The sequence below is a fragment of the Deltaproteobacteria bacterium genome (assembly GCA_020848905.1).
Lineage (GTDB): Bacteria > Myxococcota_A > Polyangia.
The window spans coordinates 117,062-137,559 of record JADLHG010000069.1; the positions used below are offsets into that span (position 1 = coordinate 117,062).

At 69.7% G+C, this 20,498-nt stretch carries 20 protein-coding genes; 15 read left to right on the top strand and 5 right to left on the bottom strand.

The window, feature by feature from the left end; genetic code table 11:
* Positions 1 to 2: 2 nt before the first annotated feature.
* From IT371_29325 to IT371_29335, 3 genes are read left to right on the top strand one after another with little or no spacing between them, the layout of a single operon-like run.
* Positions 3 to 479, top strand: a complete 477-nt coding sequence (locus IT371_29325; GenBank protein ID MCC6751790.1) for a chemotaxis protein CheX — start codon at positions 3 to 5, stop codon at positions 477 to 479.
* Positions 480 to 507: 28 nt separating this feature from the next.
* Complete coding sequence (locus IT371_29330; protein MCC6751791.1) at positions 508 to 1,662, top strand: response regulator; 1,155 nt, start codon at positions 508 to 510, stop codon at positions 1,660 to 1,662.
* Between the two features lie 30 nt (positions 1,663 to 1,692).
* On the top strand, positions 1,693 to 2,571 hold the full coding sequence (locus tag IT371_29335) for an HDOD domain-containing protein (protein ID MCC6751792.1): 879 nt from the start codon (positions 1,693 to 1,695) through the stop codon (positions 2,569 to 2,571).
* Positions 2,572 to 2,600: 29 nt separating this feature from the next.
* Here IT371_29335 and IT371_29340 read toward each other — a convergent pair whose 3' ends face one another.
* Positions 2,601 to 3,785 (bottom strand): endonuclease/exonuclease/phosphatase family protein, encoded by a 1,185-nt coding sequence (locus tag IT371_29340; protein MCC6751793.1) that lies wholly within the window; start codon positions 3,783 to 3,785, stop codon positions 2,601 to 2,603.
* A gap of 166 nt (positions 3,786 to 3,951) precedes the next feature.
* Here IT371_29340 and IT371_29345 point away from each other — a divergent pair, with 166 nt between their 5' ends.
* From IT371_29345 to IT371_29360, 4 genes are all read left to right on the top strand, one after another.
* Positions 3,952 to 5,109: a pyridoxal phosphate-dependent aminotransferase gene (locus IT371_29345; protein ID MCC6751794.1), complete on the top strand. Its 1,158-nt coding sequence runs from the start codon at positions 3,952 to 3,954 to the stop codon at positions 5,107 to 5,109.
* Positions 5,110 to 5,228: 119 nt separating this feature from the next.
* Positions 5,229 to 6,485 (top strand): aspartate aminotransferase family protein, encoded by a 1,257-nt coding sequence (locus tag IT371_29350; GenBank protein MCC6751795.1) that lies wholly within the window; start codon positions 5,229 to 5,231, stop codon positions 6,483 to 6,485.
* Between the two features lie 10 nt (positions 6,486 to 6,495).
* A complete protein-coding gene (locus IT371_29355; GenBank protein MCC6751796.1) occupies positions 6,496 to 6,858 on the top strand; it encodes an SCP2 sterol-binding domain-containing protein in 363 nt (120 codons plus the stop codon).
* A 7-nt stretch (positions 6,859 to 6,865) separates the two neighbouring features.
* The gene (locus IT371_29360) at positions 6,866 to 8,260 is read left to right on the top strand and encodes an APC family permease (GenBank protein ID MCC6751797.1); all 1,395 of its coding nucleotides are present in this window, start codon (positions 6,866 to 6,868) and stop codon (positions 8,258 to 8,260) included.
* Positions 8,261 to 8,305: 45 nt separating this feature from the next.
* Here IT371_29360 and IT371_29365 read toward each other — a convergent pair whose 3' ends face one another.
* On the bottom strand, positions 8,306 to 9,163 hold the full coding sequence (locus IT371_29365; GenBank protein ID MCC6751798.1) for a hypothetical protein: 858 nt from the start codon (positions 9,161 to 9,163) through the stop codon (positions 8,306 to 8,308).
* 177 nt (positions 9,164 to 9,340) lie between these two features.
* Positions 9,341 to 9,733, bottom strand: coding sequence for a TIGR02266 family protein (locus IT371_29370; GenBank protein ID MCC6751799.1), 393 nt, complete (start codon positions 9,731 to 9,733; stop codon positions 9,341 to 9,343).
* A 242-nt stretch (positions 9,734 to 9,975) separates the two neighbouring features.
* Here IT371_29370 and IT371_29375 point away from each other — a divergent pair, with 242 nt between their 5' ends.
* Both IT371_29375 and IT371_29380 read left to right on the top strand, forming a co-directional pair.
* Entirely contained in the window at positions 9,976 to 11,199 is a 1,224-nt protein-coding gene (locus IT371_29375) for a glycosyltransferase (GenBank protein MCC6751800.1), read from the top strand.
* Positions 11,200 to 11,331: 132 nt separating this feature from the next.
* Complete coding sequence (locus IT371_29380) at positions 11,332 to 11,892, top strand: NUDIX hydrolase (protein ID MCC6751801.1); 561 nt, start codon at positions 11,332 to 11,334, stop codon at positions 11,890 to 11,892.
* A 28-nt stretch (positions 11,893 to 11,920) separates the two neighbouring features.
* Here the strand turns inward: IT371_29380 and IT371_29385 are convergent, their stop codons facing one another.
* A complete protein-coding gene (locus tag IT371_29385; GenBank protein MCC6751802.1) occupies positions 11,921 to 12,922 on the bottom strand; it encodes a DUF2181 domain-containing protein in 1,002 nt (333 codons plus the stop codon).
* Between the two features lie 159 nt (positions 12,923 to 13,081).
* Complete coding sequence (locus IT371_29390) at positions 13,082 to 13,561, bottom strand: hypothetical protein (protein ID MCC6751803.1); 480 nt, start codon at positions 13,559 to 13,561, stop codon at positions 13,082 to 13,084.
* A 174-nt stretch (positions 13,562 to 13,735) separates the two neighbouring features.
* On the opposite strand from IT371_29390, the gene IT371_29395 reads away from it, so the two are divergent.
* From IT371_29395 to IT371_29420, 6 genes are all read left to right on the top strand, one after another.
* Positions 13,736 to 15,175: a sigma-54-dependent Fis family transcriptional regulator gene (locus tag IT371_29395; GenBank protein MCC6751804.1), complete on the top strand. Its 1,440-nt coding sequence runs from the start codon at positions 13,736 to 13,738 to the stop codon at positions 15,173 to 15,175.
* Between the two features lie 328 nt (positions 15,176 to 15,503).
* The gene (locus tag IT371_29400; GenBank protein ID MCC6751805.1) at positions 15,504 to 15,875 is read left to right on the top strand and encodes a response regulator; all 372 of its coding nucleotides are present in this window, start codon (positions 15,504 to 15,506) and stop codon (positions 15,873 to 15,875) included.
* Between the two features lie 333 nt (positions 15,876 to 16,208).
* Complete coding sequence (locus IT371_29405; GenBank protein ID MCC6751806.1) at positions 16,209 to 17,585, top strand: sigma-54-dependent Fis family transcriptional regulator; 1,377 nt, start codon at positions 16,209 to 16,211, stop codon at positions 17,583 to 17,585.
* A gap of 291 nt (positions 17,586 to 17,876) precedes the next feature.
* Positions 17,877 to 18,272 carry a response regulator gene (locus IT371_29410; protein ID MCC6751807.1) on the top strand — a complete coding sequence of 132 codons (396 nt, stop codon included), beginning with the start codon at positions 17,877 to 17,879 and terminating at the stop codon, positions 18,270 to 18,272.
* A gap of 80 nt (positions 18,273 to 18,352) precedes the next feature.
* Positions 18,353 to 18,793, top strand: a complete 441-nt coding sequence (locus IT371_29415) for a CBS domain-containing protein (protein ID MCC6751808.1) — start codon at positions 18,353 to 18,355, stop codon at positions 18,791 to 18,793.
* Between the two features lie 182 nt (positions 18,794 to 18,975).
* Positions 18,976 to 20,493 carry a hypothetical protein gene (locus tag IT371_29420; GenBank protein ID MCC6751809.1) on the top strand — a complete coding sequence of 506 codons (1,518 nt, stop codon included), beginning with the start codon at positions 18,976 to 18,978 and terminating at the stop codon, positions 20,491 to 20,493.
* The last annotated feature ends 5 nt before the right edge of the window (positions 20,494 to 20,498 follow it).

The window sequence follows — 20,498 nt, forward strand, 5'->3', positions numbered from 1 at the left end:
GCATGAACGATCTGCCAAATGCCGCGACGCTGGCCACGCTGGTCACCAACGTCACGAAGACGATGTTCGGGATGTCTTTCTCGCTGGCCGAGGAGAACAGCGGCGGCGTGTCGCCCCTGCAGGCGTTGCCCCCCTGGCGCACCGTGGTCCTCCTCATCCGCGGCGGGCGGCCGATCACCGTGGCCATCGCCTCCGACGAGCGCGGGGGCAAGACGCTCGGGGGGGCGATGTTCTCCTGCGCACCCGACGACGTGGACACCGAGATGGTGGATGACTCGCTGCGCGAGCTCGTGAACATCGTGGCCGGTCAGGTGAAGAGCGCCATGGGGCTCGATCAGACGCTCGGGCTGCCCAAGGTGCTCGAGCTCGAGGAGGCGACGGAGCCGGCCGGGGCGCTCACCTGGCGCGGGGCGACCCTGAGGAACCAGGAAAAAGAGGTCAAGGTCTGGGTGGCGATCACCGAGGCCGTGGTCCAGTAATCGACGACGAAGGGGACACAGAGGAACCATGACGCGCGTACTGACGGTGGATGACAGTCGAGCCATTCGCAGCATCGTCTCCAAGCAGGTGGCGGGGATGGGGCTCGAGGTGGACGAGGCCGAGCACGGCGTGGAGGGGCTGGAGAAGCTCGTCGCCGGCGGAGTGGACCTCGTCGTGCTGGACGTGACGATGCCCGAGCTGGACGGCCCGGGGATGCTCCGGGCCATGCGCGAGCGGGGGGACAAGACGCCGGTGCTCATGCTCACCTCGGAGTCCAAGCGCTCGATCATCGCGGACTGCATGAAGCTCGGCATCGAGGACTACATCGTCAAGCCCTTCAAGCCCGAGGAGCTGACCCTGAAGATCTCGCGGGTGCTGAACCTGCAGGCCCCGAAGGCGGGCTCGGGGGGGGTAAACCCCGCGGCGGCGCCGGCGGCCCCAGCGGTCGAGGAAGGTGCGGAGGCGGCGGGACGGCAGTTCATGGACGTACTGCTCGTCGACGATATGGAGAACGTGCACAAGAAGCTGCGCTCGCTCCTGCCGGCGCACATCACCATGCAGGGGTGCCCCGGGGCCCAGGCGGCCCTCACCGCCGTCCGGCAGCGCATCTTCCGCGTGGTGCTGATCGACACCGACATCCCCGACGTGAACAGCGTGGCGCTGATGGGGCAGCTTCGCATGCTCCAGCCCCACGCGGCGTTCGTGGCGCTGAGCCTGCGCAGCACGAATCCCGTGGACCAGGAGGTGCGCAAGCAAGGCTTCGACGACCTGCTCTACAAGCCCTTCGACCCGACGAACCTCGAGGACTTCCTGCTGCGCTACTTCGACAAGCAGGAGCTGCTGAGCGTCGAGGACAACCTGCTCAAGGTGGGGGGCTTCACCGGGCGCGCGGAGCACCAGGAGCGGTACTTCCGACGGATCAAGGAGTCGCTCCTCGAGGGGCTCGATAAGGTGGCGGCGGCCTGCTACGAGGACGCCATCGTGGATCTCACCCAGGTACCGACGCGCAACGATCAGGTGGTGCGGCTCGTCATCGACCTCGAGAAGCAGGCGGGGCGCGCGGGTCTCACGCTCCGGCTCGTGGGGACCCCGGAGACGGCGGCCGTGCTGCGGCAGATCGCCGATACGGGCGGGATCCCGTACTATGCTTCCGTGAGCGAGGCGCGTGCGGCGGCGGCGTAACGGCGGAAGAAGCGGCACGGAGAGAGCACCATGGATGCAGAGCGCGTGGCGGCCGTCGCCGGTCAGATCGAGCAGATCATCCAGAAGCGGATCGCCGACGACAAGCTGACCTTGCCCGTGATGCCCGTCGTGGCGGGGAAGGCCATGGCGATGATCCGGGACCCCGACTTCTCGCTGAAGAAGGTCGCACTGCTCATCGAGCAGGACCCGCTCCTCGCGACGCGGGTGGTGCGGCTGGCGAACAGCGCGCTCTACGGGGCGGCGGGGGGCGCGATCAAGGGGGTGGAGATGGCCGTGACGCGCCTCGGCGCGCAGAAGGTCAAGATGGTGCTGATGGAGTGTTCCGCCCGCCAGATCTTCGAGTCGCGCGATCCACGCATCGCGCTGGCCAACAAGAGCATCTGGGAGCACTCGGTGGCGGTGGCGATCGTGGCGCGAGACCTGCGCTCGCTCGCGTCGGAGGAGGGAGACAACGACGGGTGCTACCTGTGCGGGCTGCTCCACGACGTGGGCAAGCCCGTGGTGGCCACCATGCTCCTCGAGGCGGAGCGGATGGCCCGCGATCGGCGGGCGAGCTTCCTCGACTCGGAGGCGTGGATCGAGGCCATCGGACGCGTGCACCGGCCGGTGGGAGTGGCGCTGGCCGAGAAGTGGAAGCTGCCCGAGGAGATCAGCAAGGCGATCCGCGACGTGAACGACTACGACCCCACGAACCGTAGCTCGGCCGCGAACTACGTGCGCTTCGCGAACGCGGTGGTCAAGCGCGAGGGCTTCTTCGTCGGGGCGCTCGACGCCGAGGACGTGGAGGCGATGATCATGATCGGGCGCTCGGTGCTCGGGGTGAGCGACGAGCTCCTGGCGCGGGTCACCGGGGGCCTCGCCGAGCGCGTGAGGGCGCAGCAGGAGTAGCGGTCGGCCCGTACCCCCGCCGAGGCGCGTCACTTCGCGAGCTTGATCTCCGCCTTCACGCCGTAGTGGTCGCTGAGCCGCGTCTTCAGCGGCTGGCCGCTCTCCTGCACGGTGATCTCCTGGTCCAGGATGCGCGTGTAGGTCACGGCGTCGCCGGCCGGGCAGGTCTTGAAGAGCACGTGGTCGATCAGCTTGTCCGCGCCGCCGCCGAGGGGGTTGTCCTTGCACCAGGTGCAGACGGGGGTGCGCCAGAGGTTGTGGTAGCCCGCCGTGTCCAGGGCGTTGAAGGTGTCCTCGCCCTCGCCCGTGAGGCCGTTTTTGGCGGGCCCGCAGTTCAGGTCGCCGAGGAGGATGGTGCAGCCCATGCCCGCGGTCTTGGAGAGCGTCTGGATCTCGCCCGCCAGCTCCTCGAGCCAGGTCTTGTAGGGTCGGTCCTTGGGATAGGGCACCACGCCCAGGTCGGCCGAGAGGTGCGTGCACTGGATCGTCCGATCGGCCACGGTGGCGGTGATCACGCCGCGCTTGATGAGGATGGCATCCAGAGGGGTGTACTTCGCGTCCTTCAGCGCCGTGCGGCTGAGCAGGAGCAGCCCGTTGCGGCCGCCGTAGGTGAACTCCTTGGCGCCGCCGATGGCGCAGCTCGTCGGGTTGTCGGTGTTGGCGGCGAGGCAGCGCTTGCAGCCGTCGTCCAGCTTGTCGTAGGGGGTCTTGCAGGTGCTCTCCACGCACTGGCTGGCCGAGATCCCCTTCGGCGTGCAGTCAGTGTCCACGCAGGTCTTGAGCGCGAGCACCGCACCGAGGTCCCCGCAGCGCACCTGCGCGGTCGAGGTGTCCTCGGTCTTCTCGCGGAAGGAGAAGGGGTACTGCGTCTTCAGCCCGTCGGTCAGGGCCTGCGCGTCGTCGTCCTTCCAGACCTCCTGCAGGCAGATGAGATCCGCCTTCACCTCCTTCAGCGCGGCGACGATCTGCGGCTGGCGGGCGGGCGCCGCCGCCACGGCCCCGTGCGCGAGCCCGGTGTTGTAGGTCACGACGGTCAGGCTCGTCGGGGCGGCCGCGGTGTCCACCTTACCGCCGCCGTCGCCCGTCACGCCGCTGTCCGCCACCACGGCGCCAATGTCCTGGACCGGGGTCCCGTTGTCGCTCTTGCACCCGCCGGCGCCGATGCCCGCCGCGCCCAGCGCTGCCGCCACGAACCAGATCGCTCGATTGCGCATGCTGCCCTCCCTTCGATGCCTAAGGTGAGCGCATCGTCGACGAGGCCCCTGAGCGTGTCAAGGAGCGCCGCGGCGCTGTGTCGCCGTTGTCCTCGGGCCTGCCCTCGCGCTAACGTCCGCTCGCGCTCACGGTCGCGGGGAGCGCGTCACCTGCAAGGAGCCGCCCATGCGTCGCACCGTAGCGCACCGAGTGGAGGGGATGGTCCTTTCGGACATCCGTCGCATGACGCGCGAATGCGAGCGCGTGGGCGGGATCAACCTGGGTCAGGGGATCTGCGACCTGCCCACCCCGCCCCTCGTGCGGGATGGTGCCATCGCGGCGATCCAGCAGAACCGCAGCACCTACTCCTTCGCCGAGGGGACGCTCGAGCTGCGCCAGGCCATCGCGAGCAAGCTCGAGCGGCACAACGGCCTCGTAGCCGACCCGCTCACCGAGATCGTCGTGACCGTCGGCGCGAGCGGAGCCTACGCCGCCGCGGTGAACGGCCTGCTCGACCCCGGAGACGGCATTCTGCTCTTCGAGCCCTACTACGGCTATCACCTGAACGCGGCGCTCGTGGCGGGGCTAGAGCCGCAGTTCTTGCCCCTCGCCCCGCCGGACTTCGCGCTCGACGAGGCGGCGCTCCGGGCCGCCCTCCGCCCGAACACGCGGGCCATGGTGCTCTGTACCCCCTCGAATCCGTCGGGCAAGATGTTCAGCCGCGCCGAGCTCGAGGTGATCGCGCGCGTGGCCGAGGAGCACGACCTGCTCGTCCTCACCGACGAGGTCTACGAGTACATCCGCTACGACGGTCGCCCCCACATCTCGCCCGCCACCGTGGGCAGCCTGCGCGAACGCACGGTCACGCTGATGGGAGTCTCCAAGACCTTCAGCATCACAGGCTGGCGGCTCGGCTACGCGGTGGCCCCGGAGGCCCTCGCGCGGGCCATCAATCTCGTACACGACGTCTATTACATCTGCGCCCCCACGCCGCTCCAGCACGGGGCGGCGGCCGGCTTCGCGCTGCCCGAGAGCTACTTTACCGGCCTAGCCACCGACTACCGCGACAAGCGCGACCTGCTCTGCGAGGCGCTGGACGCGGCGGGGCTCCGGCCGATCGTGCCGCAGGGGGCCTACTACGTGCTGGCGGACATCGCGCACCTGGGCCACGCGACCGCCAAGGACGCCGCGATGGAGCTCCTCGAGCGCTCGAAGGTGGCGGCCATCCCGGGGAGCTGCTTCTACCGCGGGGCCGTCGGCGAGGGGCTCCTCCGCTTCTGCTTCGCGAAGGAGCTGGAGCCGCTCCGCGAGGCCTGCCGCCGCCTGCGCGCCCTCCGAGCGTAAAGGCGATACGTCCGGGCCCGCCGCGAATCAGCCGTTTGGCCGTTCGGGCCGTCCCGCAGCCCGCGCGGAATGTGGTAATGGTGCGGGCCCAAACCCCCCACGGTTCGAGGAGAAGCGGCATGAGCGCCCCGCCATCGCCCGAGAAGAAAGAGCTCACGCGACGCTACGCGCACCACTTCACGCCGATGCGCGTGCGCACCATGCAGCACGTGGGGCTCGACCTGTTCGAGGAGGAGCGCTGGGGCTGCTACGCCAAGGACCTCGACGGGCGCGTCTTCCTCGACGCGCTCGCCGTGGGAGGGGTCTTCAACCTGGGCCGCCGGCACCCGGAGATCGTGGCCGCGCTGCGCGAGGCGCTCGAGACGCTCGACATCGGCAACAACTTCCTCATGTCGCGGGAGCGGCTGAAGCTGGCCGAAAAGCTGGCCGCCACCACGCCCGGGGACGTGAACTGCGCCGTCTTCGGGGTGAGCGGCTCGGAGGCCGTGGACCTGGCGATCAAGATCGCCCGCGGCTACACGAGTCGACCGCGCGTCATCTCGGCCGAGGAGTGCTACCACGGCTGCACGGGCTTCGCGATCTCGGCCATCGGCAACCCCGACTACCGGGCGCCGTTCGAGCCGCTCGTGCCGGGCTTCTCGCGCGTCCCCTACGGAGACATCGACGCGCTCGCTGCCACGATGGACGGCGAGGTGGCCGCGGTGATCCTCGAGCCGCTGATCGCCGAGGCGGGGCTCCTGCAGGCCCCGGCCGGCTACTTCGCCAAGGTGCGCGAGCTCTGCGACCGGCACGAGGCGCTGCTGATCGTGGACGAGGTGGTCTCGGGCCTGGGCCGGACGGGCACCTTCTGGGGGATCGAGCAGCACCCCGGCGTGGTGCCGGACCTGATGGTCTCGGCCAAGGGGCTCTCCGCCGGGATGTATCCCATCTCGGCCACGCTCTTCTCCGAGACGGTGGCGGACTTCTTCCTGACCTATCCCTTCAGCCACTACTCGAGCTTCGGCGGGCCCGACCTGGGCTGCGTGGTGGCCTCGAAGATGATCGATATCGTGAACCAGCCCGCCTTCCTCGCCGCCGTGCGCGCGAAGGGGGAGCGCCTCGGGGCCGGCTACCAGGCGCTCCACGACAAGTATCCCGCGCAGGTGCGGGGCTACGGGCAGGTGGGCATGGCCACCGCGCTCCGCTTCTCCGATCCCGACGCCGGTTACCGCATGAACCACTACCTGGCGCTGGAGGGCGTCTTCGCCATCCTGGCCACCAACGACCCGTCCTCGATCCGGCTCTATCCGCCGCTCGTCATGGAGGAGCCCGAGATCGACCAACTGCTCGCCGCGCTGGACCGGGCTCTGGCCCGCCTCGCGCACACGAGCGCCTAGGGAGGCCCCGATGCCCACCGCCGCCGAGCTGCTCCAGGCTGCCAACGAGTTTCGCGAGAAGATGAACGGGCACCCGAAGGTCCGGAAGCTCCTCAAGCGCTGGAGCCCCACGCTCCACTTCACGGCCTCCGACGACGCCGCGGCCAAGCTGAGCCTGCGCATCGACGGGGGCGAGGCCGGGCCGGCGGTGGAGGGCCACCAGGGGAGCTGCGACCTGGAGGTGCTCGGCACCGCGCAGGACCTCGGGGACATGTTCCGGGGCCGGATCAACCCGACGCAGAAGTACCTGAACGGCGAGATCCGCGTGAAGGGGCACCAGGCCGACATCATCAAGCTGGATGCGATCACGATGATCATCTGGCCCGAGGAGTAGGCGCGCGATGGCCGACCTGCGCCGCGTCCTGAGCGCCCCGAGCGTCGCGCTCGTCGGGGCGGGTTATGCCTTCGCCACGCTGTCGATCGTCGCCGACGTGCAGGTGGCCTCGCTGATGCCCGGGGCCACCGGCTGGATGGCCGTGGTGGTGGCGGGACTGGTCTGCCTGCTCGCCTCCTCGAGCTTCGCCGAGCTCTCGGCCATGTTTCCCTCCTCGGCGGGCGTGCGGCTCTACCTGCAGAAGGCCTTCGGCGACCGCTTCGCGACGGCCATGTCGTCGGCCTACATCTTCACCGTGATCGCCGCGTCGGGGGCCGAGGCCTACGTCTTCGGCAGCGTGTTCGAGGCGCTCATCCCGCGCGGGCCCCCGGTGTGGGTCTACATGGTGGCGGCCTTCGCCGTGGTGGGCGTGATCAACTACCGCGGCATCGAATTATCCGCCGGGTTCCAGAACGCTCTTTCGCTTATCATGTTCGTCTTCCTCCTCGGGGTGAGCGTCGCGGCGCTGGTCCAGTTCGGCGGGCGGCTCGAGAACTGGACCAACCCCTTCGCCACCGGGGCGACCGCGGAGGGGCTGATCTCGGCCGTGGCGGTGGCCATCTTTCTCTACGCCGGCTTCGAGTGGGTCACCGCGCTCGCCGAGGAGGCCGAGGACCCACGCGTGATCCCGCGGGGGATGGCCGGCTCGGTGGTGCTCCTCGGCGTGGTCTACGGGCTGCTCAACCTGGCCCTCGTCTCCGCCGTGCCGAAGGAGGTGCTGAGCGGCGCCAAGCCCTGGCTCGACGGGGTGAACTACGGCGCGCGGCCGCACGTGGTCTTCGTCAAGGTGGTCTTCGGCCCCTACGAGACGCTCGGCCTCGTCGCCGCCGGGGCGCTGAGTTTTCTGGCCTCGATGACCTCCTTCAACGCGGGGATCCTCACCACCTCGCGCTTCCTCTACGCCATGAGCCGCGACCGCACCATGCCGCGCGTGCTGAGCCGCATCCACCCGGAGTACTTCACGCCGGCGGTGGCCGTGGTGACCTTGACCATGGTCGCGCTCGTCAGCTCGATGCTCTTGCTTCTCTTCGGCGGGTTCAACGCCTTCACCTTCGCCGTGGCGGGGAGCGAGGCGCTGATGCTCGGTCTCGTGGCCGTCTGCGTGATGCGGCTCCGGCGCAAGGAGCCGGCGGCCGAGCGGGCCTACCGCGTCCCCCTGCACCCGGTCAGTACCCTGGCCATCGCGCTCATCTTCGCCTTCCTCTTCGTGACGGTCTTTCTCACGCCGCAGCCCGAGGCCCGCGTCGGCCTCGCGATCTACGTCGCGATCGTGCTCTTCTTCGTGGGCTATACGCTCGGAGTGGTGCCGCGGCTCAAGCAAACCGCGTCGAAGGCCTCCGAGGCGAGAACGCGGACGTCCTGAAGGGCGAGGAGCCGCTCGTCCGCGCAGGCAAGCGGTGGACGAGGATCAGTACGGCGGCTCGTGCGGCGCGCGCTGCAGGCTGTCCTCGGGATGAAAGTAGGAGCCGTCGTTTTCGTACTCGCCGTTCCACTCGAGCTCCGGCCAGGTCTCCACCCGCTGTCCTCCGTTCTTGTACGTGTACTGCTTCTGGTACTTCATCACCTTCACCCGCGACACTCCGGGCATGGCGAGCTTGTCGACGAACATCTCGGCGACCTCCATCGAGCGCGCGGGGCCCCAGAAGGGGACGGTGTCTCCGCGAAGCCAGCGGTAGAAGTTCCCCGTCTTGCGTCCCCGCTGGGTCACGTTCAGGTGGAGGAGCCTCATCTCCTCGCCGTAATGAGCGTCTACCTGCACCGGCACGGCCCTGACCATCACTCCGCTCGCGAGGCCGCAGAAGAAGCTCTCGCCGCGGGCGAAGAGCTCCCGCGTTTTCTCCGGGAGAAGCTGGTGGGTGAAGGCCATGCACACGTCGCCCACGCACCTGGCCTGGTCGGCCGCGTGCCGCTCGGCCGCGTTCCACGCGCCGCGGTGGGTCGTGTCCTTTTCGTAGTTGGCCTTCCCGATGAGCGTGAGGGGGATCTCGGTGCCGTCCCTCTTGATCGCTGCGTAGCCGACCAGCGTACCCGGCTTCCCCTTGCCGCCCGGGCGAGGCGCGCGCCGGACCTCGACGATCGTTGCGCTGCGGGGGACCTGCTCTCCGGTCTTGAAGACCATGCCGACGAGCTTTCCGGGGGCGATGGCGACCGCCGTCGTCCTCGGGGACTTGTCGGCTGCCCGCCCCTGCGACGGAGCGAGCACGAGCGACGCGGCCAGCACGAAGGCGGCCAGGGAACGGGGCGCCGAGCCAGGATGGACGAGCATGGGCCTTCCCTTTCGGGTTCGGGTTTGCACGGTAGTGGAATTCAGCAGATCGCTGGTGCAAGGGGCAGGCCAGCCCGGCGGCCGGAACGGATCCTTAGATCATCGGAGGTTGTCGCGTCGGGTGGCCGGATAATTGGCCGGCTACGGAGCCAACCGACCGACCAGCGCAGCGCGTCCCTACGCGCGCTGATGGATCAGCGACTGGAGCTTGGCGCGGGTGACCTGATCGAGCTGCGTGAAGCGGACGCCCATCCCCGGGTTGGTGATCCCCTTGGCCCCCGGCGGGAAGGGCTTGGACCAGACGACCTCGCCGCGGGTCAGCACCGGCTGCGCCTCGCCCGGCAAGCAGAATTCCAGCTCGAGGCGTGTTCCCACCCGCTCGGGCAAGCGCGTGCGCACGAAGGTGCCCGTGTCGCTCAGGTCTCCGAGGACGGTGAAGAGCAGGGCGTTGTCGAAGCGATAACCGACGGCCAGGTCTACCGGCAGGCGGTGGGACAGGCGTCGCTCGCGGCCACGCTGGGTGTGCAGGACGGGCGGCATCTCGGGAACCTCCTTGCGCTCGTCGGTCATGGGCCCCCTCCGGTGGTGGGGAGGCAGTCTACGCGCATGTGCAAAGCACGCGCCAGGGTGCAGCGGGGCAAAGAGGGGCCCGTCCCGCGCGGCGGTTGACCGTCTGCTCGCGATTCTGACAGCTTAGGACGGCACGGCGCGCCTCGGTGCTGACTCGAGGTGCGAGAGACGACGCGAGGTCTCATCGGATCCGCCGGTCGGTCTCCGGGTATCGTTCACCGCACGAGAGGGGCGACGTTCGCATGGATACGGCAATCGTGGCCCTGCTGGTCGGCGCGGGCCTCACGAGCTGCTTCTGGCTCGTGGCGAACCTCACGTGCGTGCGGGTCGCTCGCCGTTTGCGCGCGCTCTCCGACGGAAGGGTGCCCGAGCCCGAGGCCTGGCCGCGGCTCACGGTCGTGGTGCCGGCGTGCAACGAGGCGGCCGTGCTCGAACCGGCGCTCGCCACGCTCCTCGCGCAGGACTACCCGGACCTCGAGCTCCTGCTCGTGAACGACCGCTCGACCGATGGAACCGATCGGGTCGTGGAGGAGCTCGCGGCCAGGGACCCGCGCGTGCGGGCCGTCCACGTGCGCGCGCTGCCCGCCGGCTGGCTCGGTAAGGTGCACGCCTGTCACGTGGGCCTCGGCGAGGCCAGTGGAGCGTTCGTCCTCTTCACCGACGCCGACGTGCACTACGCGCCCGGGGTCCTGCGCCGCGCCGTCTCCCTGGCCGTGGCGCGCAAGCTGGACCAGCTCTCCCTGATGCCTCGGTTCGTGAGCCCCACCTTCTGGCTGCGCGTGGCCGTCAACGCCTTCGCCGCGCTCTTCATGGTCCAGGTGCGCCCCGAGCGTGTCGAAGATCCGCGCCGCCCAGACTACTGCGGGGTGGGCGCGTTCAACCTCGTGCGCCGCACCGCGCTCGACCCGGCGGAGGGACTGGGCTGGCTCCGCCTCGAGGTGGCCGACGACGTGGGCCTCGGCCTGCTGGTCAAGCGTCGCGGGGGGCGTTGCGAGGTGCGCGCGGCACCTGTCGAGCTGGCGGTCGAATGGTACAGCTCGCTCGGGGCCATGTTCCGCGGCCTCGAGAAGAACATGTTCTCCGTGATAGGGCGCTTCAGCGTGGTGCTCATCGCGGCGCGCATGCTCATGATGCTGGTTGCGATCGTGGGGCCCTTTCTGGCGCTCGGCCTGCCCGCGCTGGGGCTCTCGGGCGCGCTCGCGCAGCACGTTCCGCGCTCGGCGCTCCTCGCGGTGGGCGCCGCGGGCCTGCTCGCCTGGGGTTCGGTGCCCCTCGTCTCCGCGGCCATGCGCGCGCGCTTCGGCACCCCCTTTGGCCCCGGTCTCCTTGGGCCGCTCGGACTCTTCTTGCTGCTGCTGATGGTGGCGCGCTCCACCTGGGCCTGCGTGCGCCGCGGGGCGATCCTCTGGCGCGGCACGGCCTACCCGCTGCGCGAGCTGGCTGCGCACCAGCGGGTGAAGAAGTAGGGGCCCGGCGCGGAACAGGCCGATCGGGTTGTGCCGGTCGAGGCGCTGCCGGTCGAGGCGCGCTTGACGCCCCGGCCTCTCGCCTGCTCTCCTCGTCGGTGCGGCCCCCAGCGCCTCTTCCGGAGACCTCTCATGGCCAAGCCTTGCGGTTGCGGTGTGCAGAAGTGGCAGCGCCTCTCCCAGCGTACCGTCTGGTCTTGCCACTACTTCGAGGTGAGCCACGAAACCTATCGCCTGCCGCGCGGGGGCGACGGGGACTATCACTACGTCAAGCTGGCGGACTCGGTCTTCGTGGTGCCCGTGCTCGACGACGGGCGGCTCGCGCTGGTGCGGCAGCATCGCTACCTCTACCAGCGGGCGAGCGTGGAGTTTCCGGGGGGCGGGATTCGCGGCGGCGCGTCGGCCCTCGAGGCGGCGCAGGCCGAGCTGCGCGAGGAGGCGGGCTTCGCGGCCGAGAGCTGGGAGCCGATCGGGCGCTACGCGCCGTGCAACGGCATCACCACCGAGACCTGCCATCTCTTCGTGGCGCGCGGGCTCACGGAGGTGGGTGCGGCCCCCGAGGAGACGGAGGAGATGGAGCTCGTGCTGCTCGCTCCCGACGAGCTCCGGCGGGCGATTGCGAAGGGGCAGGTCTGGGACGGGATGACCGTGGCGGCCTTCGGACTCTATCGCGCGTGGCTCGAGGAGCGCTGACCCGCGGCGGCGCTGCCGGCCCGCGAGGCTACTCGCCGAAGTCGATCACGCCGTCCACGCCCAGGGTGCGAAGCCGCGCGGCCTCTGCCTGGGCGTTGGCCGGGACGGGCTTGAAGTAGGCCGGGTTGTTCCAGACGTCGAGCTGCCCCACCCCGCGCAGGGCGGTAACCACGGCGCGGTCCACGAGGTCCCAGCGGAGCGCGAAGCTGACCTTGCCGCCGAAGAGGTTCGCGAGCTGTCGGAAGCGCGCCAGGTGCTCTGGCGCGTAGACCGTGCTCGTCTTCGAGGTTACCGCACCGACGGAGATCGTGGCCGTCGGGAACGCGCGTCGCAGAGGCACGAAGTCCTCCGGCTCGATGCGCATCGTCAGGTTCAGGTAGAGCCGTTCGAGGAGCTTGCGATCGCCGTCGCCCCCGGGTCCGTCGAAGAGGTCGGCGTTGAGCTTCAGGCGCTCCGGCTTGAGGCCGAAGTGCCGCACCGCGTACTCGAGGTCGGCGAGGATCGGCCCGAGCTTGTCGCGCTTGACGTCCACCTTGACCACGGCGAACTTGGCCTCGGCCATGACCTGCAGCCAGTCGCGAAAGGTCAGCCCGAGCGGGGAGCGCGGATCGTGCCGCATCACCGCGACGCCGCGCACCACGCTCACGTCTCCCTCGGCGGATTGGGCTCCGCTTCGGAGCGCGTGCAGAAGCTCGTCGTAGGTGTTGGTGCTGTGCGCGGTCCGCGGGCCCATCGGTTGGCGCCGTGGGCTCCACTGCCGCTGGTCGCGCAGGTGGAGGGAACCGGCGGCGTTCAGCAGCGCGTGCCGGCGCGCCGGGGTCAGCGCCGAGGCGTGGCGGGGGTCGGGCTGGCCGAGATCCGCGACCCGGTCCACCACAGCGTCGACGAGGCGCTGGAGCCAGGGGGGCGCGGCGTGTGCCGGAGAGCCGGAGGCGGCGATGCCGACGAGCAGCGCGAGCGGAGCCGCGGCCAGCGGACGAATGGGCAAGCGGGACGCCACGGGCACGTAGAGGAGCATGGGCCGTGCCACGCGCCACGGGTTCAGGGCGACGCCAAAGCCGCGGAGATCTCGTGCGGCGTGGTGCGGCAGAGGCGAGGAATCGGCGCGCGGTGGCTGGGGCACCCGCCACTCGGCGGCGTTGCGTGACCCCTCGTGCGGGGTGCTCGGGGCCCTTGGAGCCTCGGGGCCCTACTGCCCGTTCACATCCCGCGCCGCGTCGCGAGGGCCGTCGGCCCCCTTGTCCCGCGCGGCGTCCTTGCCTCCGTCGCGCTTGCCCCCGTCGCGCTTGCCCCCGTCGCGGGCCGGTCCGTCCCGCCCCGCGTCCTTGACCCCCGCGTCCTGGCACTGGATCTTGCACCGGTCGAGGCCCCCCGCCGGGCACTTGTCCTCGGGCTTGCTGCAGTTGAGCGCCTCGCAGCTCGCCACGACCACGATCCCGCAGGGGCAGGTGCAGCTACAGTTCTTGACCGTGCAATCCCAGCGAAAGGCCCCCTGCTGGTTCTTGCACTGGCAGAACGTGGTGCCGCAGGTTCCCCCCGGGTAGGGACAGACCTGGAACTCCCAGGCGCACGGATCCCCCATGGCGAAGGCGGTGGGGCACTCGGGCGTTTCGGCACCCTTGCACCCGACGACCGGGACGAGCAACAGCAGGGCCAGGGAGCGAAGCATCGGCAGGATCAGTATCCCTCAATGAGCGCCCGACGTTACGACCAGTTCGGCCCTGCATCAAGCGGTAACCGCCGCGCGGCGCTTGAGGTCGACGAAGAGACGGGATCAATCCTGCCGCCGACCCGTCGATGCAACGAGTGGAGCGGCGCACGCGACTGCGCCCCGGAGATGCGGATGGCGGCGCGCGTGCTCGTGGTCGATGACGAAGACATCCTGTGCGAGGCCCTGGCCCGGGGGCTATCGGCCCTGGGGTTCGACACCAAGGCGGAGCTCTCCGCCGAGGCCGCCCTGCACGTCGCGGCCGACGAGGAGCTGGACGCCGTGGTCACCGACGTGGTGATGAGCGGGATGAACGGCCTCGAGCTCTGTCAGCGCCTGCACGAGAGCCGTCCCGAGCTGCCGGTGATCATCATGACCGCCCTCGGGAATCAGGACGCCGCCGTGGCCGCGCTGCGGGCGGGGGCCTACGACTTCCTCCCCAAGCCCGTGGAGATCGAGGCCCTCACCGACGCCGTGCGCCGCGCCGTGGCCTATCGTCGCGAGCGGGCCGAACTCGAGCGTCTGCCGGCGGCGCTGCTCGCCCCTTCCGAGGTTCCGGCCCTAGTAGGGCACTGTGCGGGCATCCGGCGCCTGCGCCGCCAGATCGGCGAGGTGGCGAGCGCGGACGCCGCGGTGTTGGTTCGCGGAGAGAGCGGCACCGGCAAAGAGGTGGTCGCGCGGGCGCTGCACGAGCGAAGCCATCGCGCGGGCGGGCCCTTCGTCGCGCTGAACTGCGCGGCGATTCCCGAGGGTCTTCTCGAGAGCCAGCTCTTCGGCCACGTGGAAGGGGCCTTCACGGACGCGCGGCGCACGCAACCGGGGCTGCTCCAGCAGGCGAACGGGGGCACGCTCTTTCTGGACGAGATCGGCGAGATGCCGATGCCGCTGCAAGCCAAGCTCCTGCGCGCCGTGGAGCATCGCCGCGTGCGGCCCGTGGGGGCGCTGGCCGAGGTGTCCTTCGACGCACGCCTCGTGAGCGCGACGAATCGCGACCTCGAGGCGGCGGTACGTCAGCGACTCTTTCGCAAGGATCTCTACTACCGCTTGAACGTGGTGGAGCTCGAGCTTCCGCCGCTGCGGCAGCGCGGCGAGGACGTGCTGCTGCTGGCCCAGTGCTTCGTGGAGGCGTTTGCCGCGCTCACCGGCAAGGCCGTGCAAGGGTTCTCGTCCGGGGTGGCGCAGGTCCTTCGACGCCACCGCTGGCCGGGCAACGTGCGCGAGCTGCAGAACGTGGTGCATCACGCGGTGCTCCTGACCCGGCACCGCCAGCTCACGGTGGAGGATCTCCCTCTCGCGGTACGGCAGGGGCGGGGCCTCGAGCTCGTGCCGCTGCCGGAGACGGTGATCCGCGCAGTGTCGGAGCAGCACCGAGGAGGCACCGACCTGCGCTCGCTCGAGCAGGTGGAGCGCGCCCACATCCTGCACGTGCTGGAGGCCGTGGCGGGGAACCGCTCGATGGCCGCGCGCGTGCTCGGGCTCGACCGGCGCACTCTGTACCGGAAGCTCCGCAGCTACGGGGTGCCGCGCGGCGGCCTGGAATTGCCCTCGTCCGGCGAAGCCGACGACGAGGAGTGATCTCCCCCGCGTTCTCCTGGCTCGAGCCAGGCGAGGCGGAATTGCTCCGGTCGCAATTCGCCCCGTCGTCGCGCAACCCCGTAAGCGTCTGGGAATCCGCCCGTTTCCTCGGGGCCGGGGACCGCGCGCTCCGGAGGTCGTCAAAAGGTCCCTAACGGGTTGCGTTCCACCCCACCGTTTCTCCTCCAATCCTGGTCTGGCGCGTAACGTGCACTCCGAAACGCACCAGGTGTGGAGGGTAGATATGCGAACGGCGACGGGGTGGCAGGTGGAGAGGCGGACGGGGCGGGGCAGAGCGCGCGGGTTGCGGCGACAGCGGGCGCCCAGGGTGCTGCTTGCGGAAGATGATCGTGAGCTCCGGCAGGTGCTCACCGCGGCGCTGGAAGGAGATGGCTACGAGGTGCTGGCAGTGGAAACGGGCGACGAGCTGGCGAAGTTCATCACGGAGGTCCTGGCCTCCGAGCAGGAGGCCGTAGATCTCATCGTGTCCGACTTCCTGCTGCCGGGGTGGACCGGACTGCAGGCGCTCGCGGCCTTGCGCACGATCGATTGGACCGTACCCGTAATCCTCATCACGGCGTATCCCGATGTGGAGGTGCGCCGCGCCGCCCGTCGGCTCGGCGTGACCTTCCTCTTCGAGAAGCCCTTCGAGCTCGAAGATCTGAGGATGGCCGCCATGAACCTGGTGGCGCCGTCGTAGGCGGTGCCGTCGGAGGCGGAGGCGTCCGAGGGAAGATTGGTCGGACGCCTCCTTGCCGCGCGCCAGGAGCCGTGTCAGCAATAGCAGGCGCAGCAACCGAAGGAAGCCGTGAGGTGCTGGACCTCTGGTCCGCCATCTGTTCTCTTGCGCGCGGCGCGGAAGCCGCTCGCTTGGGCAGACAGCGTGTGGGGTCGCGCTGTTGGGTGAAGCACCTTGCAACGGTCTGGCGATCTGCCTAGATTGACGGCTTCCTTGGGTTGGGTAGCGCACGGAGGCTTGCAGTGAAGTCGTTCTGGCAGGGCTCTGGTCGCTTCGTGTGGAGGGAGGAGCGTCGTGATGTCCCGGGTGTTGGTGGTGGATGGTGAGACGGACGCGAGCGAGACGCTAGCCTGCGGGCTGCAGCAACTCGGGTACTCCCCGCAGGTGACCACCTCGGCGGACGATGCTCTCCGCGAGACCGGTGAACACGACTTCGACGCCGTCCTGACCGACGCCGTGCCGCGGGGGATGAGCGGTCTCGAGCTGTGCGAGCGGCTGGTAGACACCGTCCCCGACCTCCCCGTCATCGTGATGAGCGGCCTGGTCAACCTCGAGTCGGCCGTGGCCGCGCTGCGTGCCGGCGCGTACGACTTCCTGGCCAAACCGGTCGAGCTGCCGCTGGTGGCGCGCGCGCTCACCCAGGCGCTCCGCGAGCGCTCCCTGCGGCAACAGGCGCATCGGGCCCCGCAGGTGCTCGGTCAGGACGCCGGCTCGGGCGAGCTCCTCGGCAACAGCGCTCCCATGCGGAAGCTGCGCCAGTTCGTGGCGCAGGTGGCCGACTCCGATGCGCCGGTGCTCATCTCCGGGGAGAGCGGCACGGGCAAGGAGCTCGTGGCCCGCGCGCTGCATCACCAGGGCTCGCGGCTTCACGGGCCGTTCGTGGCCTTGAACTGCGCGGCCATCCCCGAGGGGCTGCTCGAGAGCCAGCTCTTCGGCCACGTGCAGGGGGCGTTCACCGACGCCCGACGTGCGCAGGCGGGGCTGCTGCTCGACGCGAGCGGCGGCACCCTCTTTCTCGACGAGATTGGTGAGATGCCGCTCACGCTACAGGCCAAGCTCCTGCGTGCGGTGGAGCAGCACCGGGTGCGTCCTGTGGGAGGCTCGGCGGAGATCCCATTCGACGCGCGCATCGTCAGCGCCACCAACCGTAACCTCGAAGTGGCCGTAAGAGAGCGTACCTTCCGCGACGACCTGTACTACCGGTTGAATGTGATCCAGGTGGCGCTTCCGCCGCTCCGCGCGCGCGGAGACGACGTCTTGCTCCTGGCGCAGCACTTCGTGGAACAGTACGCGCGGACGACGGGAAAGGCCGTCGACGGACTTTTTCCGGGGGCCGCGCGGCGCCTGCTCGCGTACTCCTGGCCGGGGAACGTGCGCGAGCTGCAGAACGTGATCCAGCATGCCGTGTTGCTCACGCGGTATCGGCGGCTGGGCGTCGAGGATCTGCCGCTTACGCTGCGTGGAGGCATCGCTCCGCCGCAGCCGGCGGAGGGTCCCGTGGAGCTCGTCTCCGTCGCGGAGATGGAGCGGCGACACATCCTTCGCGTGCTCCAGGCCGTCGGTGACAACCGCTCCATGGCGGCGCACGTGCTCGGCCTCGACCGTCGCACGCTCTATCGCAAGCTGAAGAACTACGCGCAGAGCCCTGAGACCGCTGATGCGCAATACTGAGCGGGGGCGCGGTGGAGGCTTCGCCGCGCGTCACACCCGGGGCAAGCTTGCACTTGTCTCAAATGATCCCAGGGCCGCTCGCCTTCGTAATCAAGCATCGGATCACCCCTGTTGTCGTCAGCACCTTGCGGGCGACCAGCCGGTGGGGCAATTCGTCTCAAGCGGCTTTGGCCGAACCCCCCGAGATCGTGGTCACACCGCGTGGTATGTCGCATGCACTCTGTTTCCTCCCACGGAGGTCACGACAGAATGAACAGCGCGGCGGCGGTGAGGACGGTGGCGACGAGGGCGATGCCGGCACGAATTGGACCGAGGGTGCTCGTGGCGGAGGAGGACGTGCGCTTTCGCACGGAGCTGTGCTCCGCACTGGCACGGGACGGCTACGAGGTGGTGGCCGTGCGAGACGGGACGGAGCTGGTCGAGTACATCGGGTCGACGCTCCTCGAGGAGCGGGACTCCGTGGACCTGATGATCTCGGGCGTGCGGATGCCCGGGTGGACGGGGCTCCAGGCGCTTGCCGCGCTCCGCAGCGTGGACTGGACCATCCCGGTGATCCTCATGACGACCGACGCGGACGACGACATCGCGCGTGAGGCGCGCCGGCTGGGCGCGGCCTACATGTTCGAGAAGCCGTTCGAGGTGGACGACCTCTGCATGGCCGCGCGCTGCATGGTGCCGCCCTCATGAGACCGCATCGCGCCGACGAGAGACCCTGGGATCCCATGGTGGGCTCCGGGGTGAAACCTCCAGAACCTAGGAGCGAGAGCATGATCACGGTCCGGGACCTGCTCGGGGAGCGACAGACGCGCTTGGCGACCGTCGAGCCCGATCGGACCGTGCGCCAGGCCGCGGAACGCATGGGAGAGGCGGGGGTCGGCTCGCTCCTCGTGACCGACGCGGAGAACCACCCCGTCGGGATGATCACCGAGCGGGACATCTTGAGGCGTGTGCTGGTGCCGGGGCGCGACCCGCAACATACCCGGGTCGAAGAGGTGATGACCCAGCCGCTCCGGTTCTGCGACGCGGGGACCACGCTCTCCGAGTGCCGCCGGCTGATGCTGCGGCTCCGGTGCCGCCACCTGGTGGTGCTACAGCAGGGCCAGGTAGCGGGGCTCATCACGATGCGGGACATCGTGAACCGCGAGCTGCAGGCGCAAGGGCAGACGATCCACTACTTGAAGGAGTATCTGTACGGCTACTACCGCTAGCGGGGTACGCCGCAGGGTCGAGCTCGTGCCTCCATCGAGGCACCGGGATCGTGGCCGAAAGGCCGTCTGACGATCCACAGGCACCCGCACCGCCCGACGGAGGTCATGGGGCGGGGACGGTGAGGACGGCGGGGTGATAGACCGCACGTCGGGCGGTACGGGGCCTGGACTATGATGGTGGGATGAGCCACCGCCGACCTGTTGAACTCGTCAGGACGTGCATCGTCACCGCGGCGCTCCTCCTCGCGCGCCCGCTTCCGGTCCTGGCCGAAGGGGCCCCCGCGGGCGAGCCTGCGACCGGCGCGGATCAAGCCAAGGGCATCGTGGGTGCGCCGCCCATTCCCACGGGCGGCTATGGGGGGCCCACGCCTCCGCTCGGCGCGCCGGTGCCGCGCCCCAAGGGGCTCTCGGGCGAGGTGAGCGGCGCGGTGCTCTTCGAGCGCATCAACGAGGACTACTTCGTCACCCTCGATCTGATGAACGAGCTGTCGATCGGGCCCGTGACCTTCGGCGTGTGGGTCCCGCTGCGCTTTCGCGTCTGGGACCGCGCGCCCAAGACCAGCGACATCCTGCGGCGGGAGGACTGGGACGAGGTCTCGGACTACGCGCGGCTGTTGCGCTTCGTGGAGGTGAACCTGGGCTACGAGCGCTGGCGCTTCCGCGGGCGCTTCGGCGCGCTCGACGGGGAGAGCCTGGGGCACGGGACGATCGTGGCCGGCTACTTCAACAGCCTCGACCGGAATCACTACCAGGCCGGGCTGGTGCTGAACGCGGCGATCCGTTTCGGGGGGATCGAGTTCATGCTGGACAACCTCCTCGGGCCCGAGGTCTACGGCGTGCGCGCGCACGTGCGGCCGCTCTCCTTCTTCTCGAAGAACGTCTGGGCCAGCCGTCTCGTGACCGCGCTGACCGTCGCGGGGGACGGGCGCGCCCCGGTGGGCCTGGCGGACACGAATCCCGCGGACAAGCGCCCCGATCTGGACGACCAGACCAACTTTCGGCTGAGCGGCACGACGCCTGTCACGGCCTTCGGCTGGGACACGGAATACACGCTCGTGCAGAATCGGCTCATCGACCTCGTGCCCTATCTGGACGTGAACTTCCTCTTCGACGGGGGGACGGGGGCGGGGATGCACCTCGGGACCTTCTTCAACCTGCGCATTCCGACGCCGGTGGGACCGACGCTCCTCACGCGGCTGGAATATCGCGCTATCGGAAAGGGATATGCGCCGCGCTATATCGATAGCCTGTACGAGGTGCAGCGTTTGCAGTATGCGCCGGGCGTCTATCGCGATGCGGCGGGGCTGCCGCTCACCAAGCTCGGATGGCTGCGCCTTGGGGACAGCGGACGGCATGGCTGGCTGGGCGAACTCTACTTCGACTTCGCGGGGTGGGTGCGCGTGGGCGGCACCTACGAGGACTACACCGGCCCGAACAACGCGGCGCTCACCCTGAGCCTGCTCCTGCCCAAGATCCCGCTCGTGAAGCTCGGGGCCTACTTCATGCGCCGGGGCTTCGACGGCCTGGGGGATGCCTTCAGTCTGGACGGCGCGCTGCTCGTGGCCTACGCGAAGGTGAAGGTCTGGGGGCCGATCTTTCTCTCCGCGAGCTACGGCCGCTCCTGGCACGTGCAGGAGGACGGCTCGTACCGCACCGAGGACAACTTCGGCGCGGGGGCGGGAGTGGCGTTCTCGTACTGACGGCC

What these genes read in the sequence shown, in the direction of transcription:
- IT371_29360 (MCC6751797.1), top strand. Translation starts at nt 6,866, where the DNA reads ATGGCCGACCTGCGCCGCGTCCTGAGCGCCCCGAGCGTCGCGCTCGTC.
- IT371_29335 (MCC6751792.1), top strand. Translation starts at nt 1,693, where the DNA reads ATGGATGCAGAGCGCGTGGCGGCCGTCGCCGGTCAGATCGAGCAGATC.
- IT371_29325 (MCC6751790.1), top strand. Translation starts at nt 3, where the DNA reads ATGAACGATCTGCCAAATGCCGCGACGCTGGCCACGCTGGTCACCAAC.
- IT371_29415 (MCC6751808.1), top strand. Translation starts at nt 18,353, where the DNA reads ATGATCACGGTCCGGGACCTGCTCGGGGAGCGACAGACGCGCTTGGCG.
- IT371_29350 (MCC6751795.1), top strand. Translation starts at nt 5,229, where the DNA reads ATGAGCGCCCCGCCATCGCCCGAGAAGAAAGAGCTCACGCGACGCTAC.
- IT371_29390 (MCC6751803.1), bottom strand. Translation starts at nt 13,561, where the DNA reads ATGCTTCGCTCCCTGGCCCTGCTGTTGCTCGTCCCGGTCGTCGGGTGC.
- IT371_29370 (MCC6751799.1), bottom strand. Translation starts at nt 9,733, where the DNA reads ATGACCGACGAGCGCAAGGAGGTTCCCGAGATGCCGCCCGTCCTGCAC.
- IT371_29380 (MCC6751801.1), top strand. Translation starts at nt 11,332, where the DNA reads ATGGCCAAGCCTTGCGGTTGCGGTGTGCAGAAGTGGCAGCGCCTCTCC.
- IT371_29395 (MCC6751804.1), top strand. Translation starts at nt 13,736, where the DNA reads ATGGCGGCGCGCGTGCTCGTGGTCGATGACGAAGACATCCTGTGCGAG.
- IT371_29420 (MCC6751809.1), top strand. Translation starts at nt 18,976, where the DNA reads ATGAGCCACCGCCGACCTGTTGAACTCGTCAGGACGTGCATCGTCACC.
- IT371_29355 (MCC6751796.1), top strand. Translation starts at nt 6,496, where the DNA reads ATGCCCACCGCCGCCGAGCTGCTCCAGGCTGCCAACGAGTTTCGCGAG.
- IT371_29340 (MCC6751793.1), bottom strand. Translation starts at nt 3,785, where the DNA reads ATGCGCAATCGAGCGATCTGGTTCGTGGCGGCAGCGCTGGGCGCGGCG.
- IT371_29410 (MCC6751807.1), top strand. Translation starts at nt 17,877, where the DNA reads ATGCCGGCACGAATTGGACCGAGGGTGCTCGTGGCGGAGGAGGACGTG.
- IT371_29375 (MCC6751800.1), top strand. Translation starts at nt 9,976, where the DNA reads ATGGATACGGCAATCGTGGCCCTGCTGGTCGGCGCGGGCCTCACGAGC.
- IT371_29330 (MCC6751791.1), top strand. Translation starts at nt 508, where the DNA reads ATGACGCGCGTACTGACGGTGGATGACAGTCGAGCCATTCGCAGCATC.
- IT371_29345 (MCC6751794.1), top strand. Translation starts at nt 3,952, where the DNA reads ATGCGTCGCACCGTAGCGCACCGAGTGGAGGGGATGGTCCTTTCGGAC.
- IT371_29365 (MCC6751798.1), bottom strand. Translation starts at nt 9,163, where the DNA reads ATGCTCGTCCATCCTGGCTCGGCGCCCCGTTCCCTGGCCGCCTTCGTG.